At 73.5% G+C, this 11,982-nt stretch carries 10 protein-coding genes and 1 pseudogene; 4 read left to right on the forward strand and 7 right to left on the reverse strand.

Annotated elements, in window-relative coordinates; all coding sequences use genetic code 11:
- Window positions 1–234: 234 nt before the first annotated feature.
- The 3 genes from AB0F10_RS40380 (at window position 235) to AB0F10_RS40390 (ending at window position 2,273) form a co-directional block, all read left to right on the forward strand.
- The gene (locus AB0F10_RS40380; RefSeq protein ID WP_360638239.1) at window positions 235–1,071 is read left to right on the forward strand and encodes an AraC family transcriptional regulator; all 837 of its coding nucleotides are present in this window, start codon (window positions 235–237) and stop codon (window positions 1,069–1,071) included.
- Window positions 1,072–1,160: 89 nt separating this feature from the next.
- Window positions 1,161–1,550 (forward strand): VOC family protein, encoded by a 390-nt coding sequence (locus AB0F10_RS40385; protein ID WP_360638242.1) that lies wholly within the window; start codon window positions 1,161–1,163, stop codon window positions 1,548–1,550.
- Between the two features lie 51 nt (window positions 1,551–1,601).
- Complete coding sequence (locus AB0F10_RS40390) at window positions 1,602–2,273, forward strand: methyltransferase domain-containing protein (protein ID WP_360638245.1); 672 nt, start codon at window positions 1,602–1,604, stop codon at window positions 2,271–2,273.
- Between the two features lie 34 nt (window positions 2,274–2,307).
- Here AB0F10_RS40390 and AB0F10_RS40395 read toward each other — a convergent pair whose 3' ends face one another.
- The 4 genes from AB0F10_RS40395 to AB0F10_RS40410 form a co-directional block, all read right to left on the reverse strand.
- Window positions 2,308–3,105, reverse strand: coding sequence for a DUF1963 domain-containing protein (locus tag AB0F10_RS40395; protein WP_360638248.1), 798 nt, complete (start codon window positions 3,103–3,105; stop codon window positions 2,308–2,310).
- A gap of 216 nt (window positions 3,106–3,321) precedes the next feature.
- Window positions 3,322–4,812, reverse strand: a complete 1,491-nt coding sequence (locus AB0F10_RS40400; protein WP_360638251.1) for an SDR family NAD(P)-dependent oxidoreductase — start codon at window positions 4,810–4,812, stop codon at window positions 3,322–3,324.
- Window positions 4,813–5,099: 287 nt separating this feature from the next.
- Window positions 5,100–8,336 (reverse strand): MMPL family transporter, encoded by a 3,237-nt coding sequence (locus AB0F10_RS40405; protein ID WP_360638254.1) that lies wholly within the window; start codon window positions 8,334–8,336, stop codon window positions 5,100–5,102.
- Between the two features lie 72 nt (window positions 8,337–8,408).
- Window positions 8,409–9,269, reverse strand: coding sequence for a hypothetical protein (locus tag AB0F10_RS40410; protein ID WP_360638257.1), 861 nt, complete (start codon window positions 9,267–9,269; stop codon window positions 8,409–8,411).
- A gap of 435 nt (window positions 9,270–9,704) precedes the next feature.
- On the opposite strand from AB0F10_RS40410, the gene AB0F10_RS40415 reads away from it, so the two are divergent.
- Window positions 9,705–10,304, forward strand: coding sequence for an FKBP-type peptidyl-prolyl cis-trans isomerase (locus tag AB0F10_RS40415; RefSeq protein ID WP_360638260.1), 600 nt, complete (start codon window positions 9,705–9,707; stop codon window positions 10,302–10,304).
- 7 nt (window positions 10,305–10,311) lie between these two features.
- Here the strand turns inward: AB0F10_RS40415 and yaaA are convergent, their stop codons facing one another.
- The 3 genes and pseudogenes from yaaA to AB0F10_RS40430 form a co-directional block, all read right to left on the reverse strand.
- Entirely contained in the window at window positions 10,312–11,118 is an 807-nt protein-coding gene (gene yaaA / locus AB0F10_RS40420) for a peroxide stress protein YaaA (protein WP_360638263.1), read from the reverse strand.
- Window positions 11,119–11,127: 9 nt separating this feature from the next.
- Window positions 11,128–11,472 (reverse strand): STAS domain-containing protein, encoded by a 345-nt coding sequence (locus AB0F10_RS40425; protein ID WP_360638266.1) that lies wholly within the window; start codon window positions 11,470–11,472, stop codon window positions 11,128–11,130.
- Between the two features lie 41 nt (window positions 11,473–11,513).
- Window positions 11,514–11,982, reverse strand: a pseudogene (locus AB0F10_RS40430) (copper resistance protein CopC); the annotation flags it as partial.

Consider the following 11,982-nt stretch of genomic DNA (forward strand, 5'->3'; position numbering starts at 1 on the left):
CGCGACGCCCGCCGCCCACCCGCCCGCGCCTGGGGAGCCCGCCGCCGCCGGACATCCGGACCTTCTGCTCGACCAGTTCGACCCGCCGCCGCTGCGCCCGGGCGGGATTCCCCTGACCGAGGCCCTGCGCCCGGCCTACCGCGCCCTCCCCCCGCCCACCTGACCGCGTGCGGTGCCAACGGACCGGCGACGGGCAGGGCTCCGCGGGCTGAGCGCGGGTTGTAGCGTTGCCTGATGCTGCTGGGTGTGCGCGACGCGCCACCGGCTGGGATGCGGATCGAGCGTGCTCCCCGCGGATCGCTCGCCGGGGCCGTCCGGGGATATCGCGGTTACCACGAGCAGGCGCCGGTGCCGCGCGACCGTTGGGAGACGCCGGCCGGCGACGTCATCCTGGTGCTGGGCATGGGTGACCCGTTCCTGGCGCAGGCGCAGCCGGAGGCGGGCCGCCTGATGGGTTTCACCTCGTTCGTCGTGGGTCTGCACGAACGTCCGCTGCACACCAGATATGAGGGCGTCCAGTTCGGCGTTCAGGTCCGGCTGACTCCGCCCGCCGTCGCCGCGCTGCTGGGCGTGGCGATGCACGAGCTGACGAATCGAGTCGTCGACCTGGCGGATGTGGCCGGCCGGCCGGCCGAGCGCTGGGCGCGGACGCTCGCCTCCGCCGGATCCTGGTCGCGGCGCTTCGCCGTGCTGGACGGGATCCTGGGTGAGCGGATGCTCGCCCGCAACGGCGACCAAATGATCGCGCGACGGGCCTGGCAGAGGCTGCGCCGGGCCGGCGGCGACGTGTCGATCGCGGACGTGGTCGCCGAGGCCGGGTGCAGCCACCGGCACCTTACCGACGTGTTCCGCCGTGAGGTGGGGTTGACGCCGAAGCGTGCGGCGCGGGTGTTGCGGTACGAGCGGGCGGCGCGGACCCTCCGGGATTCGCGGACCGGCCCGGCCGCTGTCGCGGCGGAGTGCGGGTTCACCGACCAGTCGCACCTGACGCGCGAGTTCCGCCTGTTCTCCGGCGTCACGCCGGCAGCCGTGGCCCGCGCAGGCGCCGGTCAATTTTCGACAAGACGCTGAGCGGGCCGCCCCCTAACCTCGTGGTGCGGAGAGGGGCGTGGTCGCAGATGTACGACCCGGAGCGGGGGTATCCGAGCGTGGTGCCCTGTGTGTTGTACGACGATCCGGTGCGAGCGGCGGCGTGGCTGACGACGGTGCTGGAAATGCGGCCGGTGCTCCAGGCGTCCCTACCGGACGGCTGGGTCGGGCACATCGAGCTGGAGCGGGCCGGCGCCATCGTTCTGCTGGGCCGCAGGGGCGGTCAGTTCGCCGGCACCGACAGCGTCACCCAGGTGTTCGTCGGCGACGTCGTGGCTGCCTGCGCGCGGGTTGCCGAGGCCGGCGGGGCCGTGCTCGAGGAACCTCACGAACGTCCCTGGGGCGTCCGGCAGGCCGTGCTGGCCGACCCCGAGGGCCAGCGGTGGGTGCCGTGCGAGCATCTGCGCGACACCGAACCTGCCGATTGGTACGGGACCGTCCTGGGCCCGATGCCCGGCTGAGGCCTTCCCCGCGCCGAAGCCTGCCGCTCGTCACCGGAGAGGACCGGTGCCGTGGTGGCGGTTGTTACGGTGGCCAACATGGACTGGGCCGCGTGGCATGACGACTACGACGATCCGGGCTCGGTTCTCGCCCGGCGGCTCGCCGTTGTGCAGGACGTCATCCGGGCCGCGCTGGACGGCTGCCCGCAGGGGCCGCTCGCGGTGGTCAGCATGTGTGCCGGGCAGGGCCGGGACCTGATCGGCGTGCTTGCCACCCACCCGCGGCGGGCGGACGTGCGGGCCCGGCTGGTCGAGCTTGATCCGCGCAGTGCCGCGGTCGCCGAGGCCGCCGCCCGCGCCGCCGGCCTCGGCGGCATCGAGGTGGTGAGGGGCGACGCCGGGCGGATGCGGCACTACCGCGAGCTGGCGCCGGCGGACCTGGTGCTGGTGTGCGGGGTGTTCGGCAACGTGACCGATGCCGATGTGCTGCGGAGCGTCGAGGCCTGCGCGCGGCTCTGCCGGGTGGGCGGGACGGTGGTGTGGACGCGGCACCGGCGGCCGCCGGACCTGGTGCCTCAGATCCGCGGCTGGTTCTCGGCGTGCGGCTTCGAAGAGGCGTATGCCAGCGACGCGGCGGCCGGGTTCGGGGTGGGCGCCCACCGTCTCGTCGTCGCGCCGGCGTCGCGTCAGGACGCCGACCGCATCTTCAGCTTCGTCGAGTCGAAGCAGCTCAGACTCGCGTGAACCCCGCCGCGGGCCGGCCTACCGCCCGATCAACTCAATCGCACTGGCTGACCGTCTGCAGACGGCTCAGGTCCCACAGCCCGGCCTCGTCCAGCGGGGCACAGACAAAGAGCCGCGTTCCCCAGCCGGTATCGAGCTGGATCACCAGCTGCCACCCCTCCGCCCGGGTCAGGCGCTCGTCGCGCTCCGCCGCCGCCTGGAGCAGGTCGGCGTCGTCGCTGTAGGTCAGGCCGCCGAAGCGCGGAACTCCGTGGTCGGCCGCCCAGGCGTCCGCATAGCCGAGATCCTGCAGCCAGTCGCCGCTACCGCCGACCTGGTGCGTGGCCGGGGTGAAACGGCGCAGCCACTGTTGCGCCAGCACCCGCCGGGGCTCGTCGAGCTGTCCGAGCAGCGCCTCGTACGCGGGAAGGTCGAGCCAGTGGTCGAACGAGCAGCCCGAGGCGGCCGGTATCAGCAATTCCTCGGTCTCCACGTCGGTACCGGGCGGGGCGACGGCCGGGCGCAGCCCCTGCAGTTCGCGGTGCACCAGGGTGGCCGTGTCGTCGACGGCGCCCGTGAACACCTGCACCAGGGCGCCCCCGGTCGGCCACGGCAGCAGGCCGGGAAACCGCTCCGCCAGGGCGCTGAGGTTGACCTGGCCGATCATCCACATCGGCGTGCCGTCCGACGCGTACGGCCAGGTCGCGCCCGGCGGCAGATCGGGCAGGCCACCGAGTTTCGTCGCCAGTGGCGGCACCGGCCCGTCGCCGTCGGCCGGGTCCAGCGCCACACTCGGGCGGATGAACGCGGTGAGCGCGGTCGCCTGCTCGGCCAATTCGGCGGGGACATCCATGCGGCCGGAGGGTACCAGCGCTCAGCCGGTGACGGCTGCCGCCGGCCACGTCGAGGTGCCCGGTGGCGTGTACCGCTTCGGGCATCGGCCGGTCGTGGGCGACGGGTAGCAGCGTCCGTCTTACGTGCTCAGCGCCGGCTCCAGCTGGTCGAGGGCCGGCCAGGACTCGGGGCCGTCCGCTTCCGCACCTCAGCGCGGCACGAGGGTTTGCGCCGGTCACCACGCGATCGGCGCGTAGTCCTTCAGGAAGATGCCGTAGAGGTCCTCGCCCAACTCGCCGCGGACGATCGGGTCGTAGACCCGGGCCGCGCCGTCGACCAGGTCCAGGGGGGCGTGGAAGCCCTCCTCGGCCAGCCGCATCTTCGTCGGGTGCGGGCGCTCGTCGGTGATCCAGCCGGTGTCCACACTGGTCATCAGGATGCCGTCGGCGAACATGTCCTCGGCGCTGGTGCGCGTCAGCATGTTCAGCGCCGCCTTCGCCATGTTGGTGTGCGGGTGGCCGGCGCCCTTGTAGCCGCGGGCGAACACACCCTCCATCGCGGACACGTTCACCACGTAGCGGCGGGGGTGCGGCGACGCCGTCATCGCCGCGCGGAGCCTGCTGACCAGGACGAACGGGGCGGTCACGTTGCAGAGCTGCACCTCGAGCAGCTCCAGGGCGTCGACCTCGTGGACGCGGTCGCTCCAACTGTTGGTCGGGGCCAGATCCGGCACCAGGCCGCCGGCGTCGATCGCGGTCAGCGCCGCGATCCGCTCGGGGGTCGCCGAGCCGCCGGTCAGCGCCAGCGCCGTCAGCGCGTGCGGGCTGAACGAGGAGCCGTCCGTCAGGGCAGCCGGATGCGCGGGGGAGGAGTGGCCGCCGAGATACTCCAGCTCCGGCAGGGGGCCGTCCGGCAGCGGCGCCGACTCCGCCGCCACCAGCGCCGAGTAGGAGCCGGGCGAGCGCCGTACCGTCTGGGCCGCGTTGTTGATCAGGATGTCGAGCGGGCCGCGGGCCGCGACCGAGTCGGCCAGGGCGACCACCTGGGCGGGATCGCGCAGGTCGATGCCGACGACGCGCAGCCGGTGCAGCCAGTCCGCGCTGTCCGGCATCGCGGCGAAGCGCCGGACGGCGTCGTTCGGGAACCGGGTGGTGATCGTGGTGTGGGCGCCGTCGCGCAGCAGCCGCAGCGCGATGTACATGCCGATCTTCGCGCGGCCGCCGGTGAGCAGCGCGTGCCGCCCGGTCAGGTCGGTGCGGGCGTCGCGGTGGCTGTGGTTCTTCGCGGCGCAGGAGGGGCAGAGCTGGTGATAGAACGCGTCGACCTGCACGTAACGCTGCTTGCAGATGTAGCAGCCGCGCGGCTGCTTGAGGATGCCGGCGGTCGGCGCCGTCGTCGCGGTTTCGAGGGGGACGCCCGCGGTCTCGTCGTCGATCCGGCTGGGCGCGCCGGTCGCGGTCGCGGCGGTCACCGCGCGGTCGTTCGCGAGAATCGCCTCGCGGCGGTCCTTGCGGCGGCGGACCTTCACGGCCTTGAAGAGGCCGGCCGTCGCCCTTCGTACGGCGATGGCGTCCGGATGTTCGGGGTCGAGCTCCTCGGCCTCGGCGATGACGTCGAGGCAGAGGGCGAGCCGGTCGGGATCGATGCTCGTGGCGTGGCTCAGGTCCGGCGGCGCGGCCTCGGTGTGGCCGTCAGGCGCGGCGCACTCGTCAACTGTCGCGGTCATGCTCATCCCGTCCCGGTAGAACCCCAACTCTTCCCGGGGGCACTGTACTGACTGCGCCGGGCGCACGACGGATCCGTGCCACCCGGTGCGCCACAATAGCCGCAAGAAGGCCATAGCGGCCAGTGAGCTCGGACTCCCCGATACGTCCGGCCAACGCCGACCGCCAGGCCGGGCCTGTGGGCGGCCGGGCCTGTGGGCGGCCGGGCCTGTGGGCGGCCGAGCTTGTGGGGCGGCCATTGCGCGCTCGCAAATTCAATCCGGAATCGAGCCGGCCCCACGTTGAAGGTTCAGGCGTTCGGCTCCATGCGTTCGGCGAGGTCGGCGGTGGGCGCCGCCTCGAGGGCGGCGGTGGTGTTCGAGCGCCGCCCGCTTTCGCCCGCTTTCTCGCCTCCGTCGCCGGATGGGCCCTGCGTTTCCGTGCCGGTTGGACCCTGCGGCCCTGCGTTGGATGAGCCCTGCGGCCCCGCGCTGGATGCGGTGGGCCATGTCCGGGCGGAAGTCGCCGACGAGTCGTCCAAGATGATCTTGGGGCGCAACGGATATGGACGAGACCCCGCGACGGGCAGGCCGACGGCCTCATCCTCCGCGTGGCCCGCGGCGGGCATCGACCCTGCGTTCGGCATCGACCCGGCGGTGGGCATGGACCCTGCGTTCGGCATTGAGCCGGCGGTGGGCATGGACCCTGCGGTGGGCATGAAGGCTCGCTCCGGCACGGCGCCGATCGCGTGGGGGATGGCGCTGATCGCATGGGGTGTGGAGGCCTGCTCCGGTGCGGCGCCGATCGCGTGGGGGGTGGCGCTGATCGCATAGGGCGTGGAGGCCTGCTCCGGCCCGGCGCCGACCGCGTGCGGGGTGGCGCTGATCGCATAGGGCGCGGCGGCCCGGTAGTCACCTGCGCCCCCGGTGACGGCGACGGCGATCGGCCCGGTCCCGGTGCCGGCCGCGGCCGGGTAACCGGAACCCGTGCGGGGCAGCGGAATCGACGGCGACCCGGCGTCCGCCGCCGCAGCGGCGCCGACGAAGGGCGTCGCGGTAGAGCCGGATCGCTGCGGTGGTGCCGTCGGCGCTCCCGCCGCCGTGGTCGCTGCTCTCGCTCCCATCGCCGCTGTGGCGGCCGGCGTCGTGGCAGCTGAAGCGGTGGCAGCTGAAGCGGTGGCAGCTGAAGCGGTGGCAGGTGAAGGAGTGGCGGCTGAAGCGGTGGCGGCTGAAGTGGTGGCGGCTGAAGTAGTGGCGGGTGAAGCGGTGACGGCTGGCGCCGTCGCCGGTGTGGGTCGTGAGGCGTGTCGGGGTGCCCCGGCCGGCGACGTGCGCGTGGTCGCTGTAGCCGATGCCGATGCCGATGCCGATGCCGCGTGCCGGCCGACGGAGACGGTCGGGAAGAGTTCCTCGTCGGAGTACTCCGCGAGGCCGGCCCGGCGCTGCAGCCGCCGCAGCGGCCCCGGCGCCCACCAGGCCGCCTCGCCCATCAGCTTCATCACCGCCGGCACCAGCAGCATCCGCACGGCCGTCGCGTCCAGGAACAGGGCGATGATCATGCCGACCCCGACGAATCTCATCGTCGTCACCGAGGACAGGGCGAACGCGCCGGTGACCACGATCAGCAGCACCGCAGCCGCGCTGATCACCCGGCCGGTGCGGGCCAGCCCGGTGGTCACCGCCTCCGTCGTCGAGGCGCCGCGGGTCCGGGCCTCGACCATCCGGGACAGCAGGAAGACCTCGTAGTCGGTGGAGAGGCCGAAGACCACCGCGGCCATCAGGACCACGATGCCGACCTCGAGCGGTGCCGGAGTCACCCGCAGCAGGTCCGCGCCGTGGCCGTCCTGGAAGATCCAGACCAGGATGCCGAAGGTCGCGCTGAGGCTGAGCGCGCTCATCAGCACCGCCTTGATCGGCAGCAGGATCGAGCCGAACGCCAGGAACATCAGCAGCAGCGTCGCCCCGACCAGCAGCGAGATCATCAGCGGCAGCCGGTCGCCCGTCGCCGTGAGGCTGTCGAGGTTGCGTGCCGTGGTGCCGCCGACCAGGATCTCGGCGTTCGCCGGTGCGGGGAGCGCCCGGATCGCGTCGACCGCGTCGCGGGCCGCCGCGCCGAACGTGTCGCCGTCGGTGAGCGTCGCCGTGTAGACCAGGACGGCGCCGCGGGCGCCCGCCGGGGTCACCGCCGCGACGCCGGGCACCCGCGTGACCGCGGCCGCGAGGGCGGTGCCCGCGGACGCCGTCGGTGAGCCGTCGGTGCCGCGCAGCACCACCTGGATGCCGGCGCTGCTCAGCGCCGGGAAGTCGGTCTTGAGCGTCTCGATCGCCTGCCGGGCCGGGTCGCCCGCGGGCAGGATGCGCTCGTCGTTCTCGCCGAACCGTACGCCGCCGATCGGCGCGGCCAGCACCAGCAGCACCGCCAGGATCGGCAGGGCCAGCAGGACCGGGCGGCGCAGCACCACCGCGGCCAGGCGGGCCCAGCCGGCGCCGGGCGCGGCGGGGGTGCCGCGGCGCGGCAGCCGCACCGGCAGCTTGTCGACGCGGGGGCCGAGCAGGGCCAGCATGGCGGGCAGCAGCGTCAGCGACAGGATCGCGGCCAGCGCGACCGCGGCCAGCCCGCCGTAGGCGAGCGACTTGAGGAAGCCCTGCGGGAACAGCAGCAGCCCGGCCAGCGCGATCATCAGCAGCGTCGCGGAGAAGACCACGGTGCGCCCGGCCGTCGCGACCGTCCGGGTCACCGCCTCGGCGGCGGTACGCCCGGAGCCCTGCTCCTCCCGGAACCGCCCCACCATGAACAGCCCGTAGTCGATCGCCATGCCGAGCCCGAGCAGGCTGGCGACGTTGACCGCGAACGAGTTGACGTCGTTGCCGTACGCGACCGCGTGCAGCACGCCGAGCGAGCCGAGCACCGCGCAGCCGCCGACCAGCACGGGCAGCGCCGCGGCGACCAGCGAGCCGAAGATGAACAGCAGCAGGATCAGCACGATCGGCAGCGAGATGGCCTCGGCGAACGCGAGGTCCCGCGTCGAGCGGGTCGCCGCCGCGTCGCCCAGCGGGCTGCCGCCGGCGAGCTGGAGGGTCGCGCCCTCGACGGCCAGCCGGTCGTCGATCTCCCGGTACGCGACGAGCTTCTCGCCGTCGTCCTCGCCGGCGAGGGTCAGCACGGCGACGGCGCTGGAGCCGTCCGCCGACCTGTACTGCGCGAGCCTGGCGGGCCAGTACGACGCGACGGCGGTGACCGCCGACTCGGGGAGCTCCGCGAGCCGGTCCTCGATGCGCCGGCCGAGCTCGGCGTCGTCGATGCCGCCCCGCACCGGCGTGTAGACGGCGACGACGTCGCCCTGCGCGCCCAGCTCGTCGCGGACGACCTCCGCCGCACGGGCCGATTCGCTGCCCGGGTCGTTGTAGCCGCCCTCGGACAGCTGGCCGAAGACGCCCAGCCCCCAGATTCCGGCCGCGGCGACCACGGCGACCGTGCACGCGAGCACGGGCCGGCGGAACCGGGCCACCCATGATCCCCAGGCGGCGAACACAAGAGTCTCCTTCACGAACCCGTTCCGCACCCCACGGAACGCCCGGTCCCCCCGCCGACGGGGGAACCGGTCTGGCGGACGGCCTGCTCAGCGCAGGGTGGCCGCCTCGAGCGCGACGCCGCCGCAGTCTTCGCTGAACGCGGCGTCGGTGATCCAGCTCAGATTGATCTTGCCGTTCTTCGGTGCCCGGTAGGTGATCACGAAGACCGCGGTGTCCAGGTTGTTGTCGCGCGTCTCGAACGTGCCGGTCGCCGTGGCGCCGCCGGTCGACAGCTTGGCGGTGAGCTTGCCGCGGCCGCTCAGCGCGCCCACGTAGAGCCGCAGGGTCCGGTTCGACGTGGTCGCGGGCGCCGAGATGGTGAAGCCGTTGCCCTTGCCGCAGGTCCGGATGCCGGTCGGGGTGCCGTCCGAGTTGTTCACCGGGGAGCCGTCCTGCCAGCTGAACAACTGCCGGCTGAAACCGTGCCGGAAGCGCGGCGCGGTCGGCGCACCCTCGAGGATGGCGAAGTCGCCGTCGGCGCGGCGCTCCAGCGAGAAGGTGCTCTGCTCGCCCCAGTGCACCCAGTCGCGGCTGCCCTCGCCGGAGAGGTCGACCCGGGAGGGCACGTCCGAGCGGGTCAGCTTGACCGAACCCCGGTCGGGCGGTGGCGTCTTGGAGCGCGTCGTCGGCGGCGTGGTCTGCGGCGTCGTGGGCCGGACCGTCGGGCTCGGCGGGTCGGACGCGCTGGGTAGCGGGATCGGGAACTGGTCGTCCGGGTTGACCGGAGCCTCGCCCAGCGCGGGCGGCTGCACCGCCGGGATCGTCTGCGTGTCGTCCTTGCTGCGCATCGCGTTGCTGATGACGAAGGCGAAGGCGACCACGATGAGCACCCCGGCGAGGATCACCGCGGCGGGCATGAGGAACTCGCTGAGCCGGCGTTGCCCGTCGTCCAGCAGTTGTGGCGGCACGAAGGCACCGCGGCGGCCCGCGGTGCGGTAGCCGTAACCAGCGCGAGGGGTCGCCGGCTGGGACCGTTGCCGGTCCACGCCGAACGGGCGTCCCTCGGATCCTGGCTGGCGACCTGTCGTACGGTCGTCGTCCGGCAACCGACCCTCCCCGGTCGTTCGCGGGCGCGCGCCTGCCGCCGGTGGCGGCCGGGCGGTTGTCCCGAGTGCTGTGCTGTGTGAGTCGGTAGGGGCGTGAGCGTCCGCCCTGGTGCCTGTGGGGAGCTATACCGTCTCACCTTCCGGGAGTTACGGAGAAGAGCGAAATGAGTTACCGACCGTCCGGTTGATCACCTGCCTCGGCGGTTCGGCGGAGGTTCGGCCCGGACCGGGCGGCCACGGCGAGTACGGTGTCCGAAGTCTTCCGTGAGCCCAGCACGACAGGAGAGTCCAGATCAGATGAGCGCCCAGGACAAGACCGGTACCAGCCGCCGGGGTCAGGCCCTCACCGGCGCCTTCGCGGGCGTGGCAGTGATCGCCGTACTGGTCGCCGTCTACGTCGGTATACAGATGTCGGACGATGACAAGCCCGCCGCGGCGCCCTCGGCGGCCGTCACCCAGCCGGCGGCCGAGCCGGCACCGAGCGAGGCCCCGCCGACCCAGGTCGCACCGGCCCAGCCGGCGCTGGACCCGGCGCTGAAGAAGCCGCCGGTGATCAAGCCCGGCACGGGCGACGTCACGGAGCTGAAGGTCACCACGCTGATCGAGGGCACGGGCCCGAAGCTGGTGGCCGGCCAGACCATCATGGCCAACTACATCGGCGCGACCTACTCCGACGGCAAGGTGTTCGACTCGTCCTGGCAGCGCGGCCAGCCGGCCCAGTTCCCGGTCGGCGTGGGCCAGCTCATCGCGGGCTGGGACAAGGGCCTGGTCGGCGTGCCCGTCGGCAGCCGGGTGCAGCTCGACATCCCGGCAGACCTGGCCTACGGCGATTCGCCGGAGGGCGGCAAGCCGGCCGGCGACCTGCGCTTCGTCGTCGACATCCTCGCCGCGCAGTAACGCACGGTCAGAGCTCGCGCACGATCACGTCCACCTGCCGGGGACGGCCCGCGGCCGCGGGCCGCTCCTCGACGGTGAACTTCAGGTCGCGCAGCACGCCGAGCAGGTCGTCCACCGAGGCGGGCGCCGCGTCCGCCTCGGCCAGGGCCCGCACCAGCCGGCCCTTGGTCGCCTTGTTGAAGTGGCTCACCACCGAGCGTCGCGGCTCGCCGTCCACGACCCGCTCGTGCAGCACCCGCACCGCGGCGGTGCGCTCGGCGAGCCCGCCCGACGGCACCCACATCGCGGCGTAGGCGCCCGAGCGCAGATCGAGGACCGGGCCGTCGGCGGCCGCGCGGTCGAGCGCGGGGCTCAGCGCCTTCTTCCAGTACGCGGTGAGCCCGCCGACGACCGGCAGGGTGACCCCGACGGAGCAGCGGTACGCGGGGATCCGGTCGGTCAGCCGCACGACACCCCACAGGCCGGAGAACACGACGGCCCGCTCGTCCACCCAGGCGCGCGCGGCAGGGGCGAGCCCGGCGGCGTCCAGCGCCTCGTAGAGCACGCCGGTGTACACCTCCGCGGCCGGCGCGGCGCTCGCGGTGGCCAGGGCGGCGTTGCGGGCGATCTCGGCGTGCTGCCCGGCGCTGAGCCCGAGGACCGCGAGCGAGTCGGCGACGCCGCGGGCGCTGGTGCGCCGGGTGAGCGAGACGAGCCTGGCCAGGATCCGGCGCCGGGCCGGTGCGAGCCGGGGCAGCCAGAGGCCGGCGGGGTCGGCCGGTTCCCCGGCGGCGGGTGCGGTCTTTCCCTCGGACGGCGGCAGCAGGATGAGCACGCCGCGAGGTTACAAGTCCCGGTCGGCGGCGAGCGCGTCGGCCACGCTGGGATAGATCTCGACCTGTGGCGTGAGGCCCACCGTGCCGAGCAGCCGCAGCATCCCGTCGCTCGGCGCGGCCACCCGCAGCCACCCGCCGGAGGCCCGCGCCCGGTGGTGGCCGAGCACGAACGAGCTCAGCCCGGTCGAGTCGCAGAAGGCGACGCCGGACACGTCGACCACGACCCGGGGCTCCGGCTGGTCGAGCACCTGGTCGAGGGTGGTGCCGAGCACGGTCGCGGAGTCCATGTCGAGGTCTCCGCGGACGGTGACCACCACGGTGTCGCCGAGGTTGCCGATCACGGACACTTGCATGGCTGACCTCCTGAGACGCGGCGAGCACTCTCTCTGCCCCGTCAGGGCGCCGTCCGAACCTGCGGCACCGTGATCGTCGTTTTCACCGTGGCCTGATCGATCTCGCTGACCCGTACGGTGAAGCTCAGCTCGTAGGTGCCCGGCAGCGGGAAGGTGAGGGCGCCGACGGCGTCGTTGCGCGGCGTCAGCGGCAGCATCGGCGCGGAAACCGGCTCGAGGTCCTGTCCGGTCAGCCGGCTGGTCACGGTCCACTCCACGGCCGGCAGCGGCTTGCCCTCCGGCGTGTAGGTGAAGCCGTGCACCGTGTTGTTCTCGCCGAGTTCGACCGGGTAGACGTAGAACTGCAGCGTGAACAGGTTCGAGGTGAGGGTCTGCGAGACGCCCTTCTCGGTGCTCGCGGCCCGCTCGGTCGCGGCGCTGCGGCCCGGGGTGGCCTGCACCAGCACCGCGCTCAGGCCGAGCACCACCACGGTCGCGACGACCTCGATCCCGACCGCGCGGCGCAGCCGG

It is taken from the genome of Actinoplanes sp. NPDC026623, assembly GCF_040638275.1.
GTDB lineage: Bacteria > Actinomycetota > Actinomycetes > Mycobacteriales > Micromonosporaceae > Actinoplanes.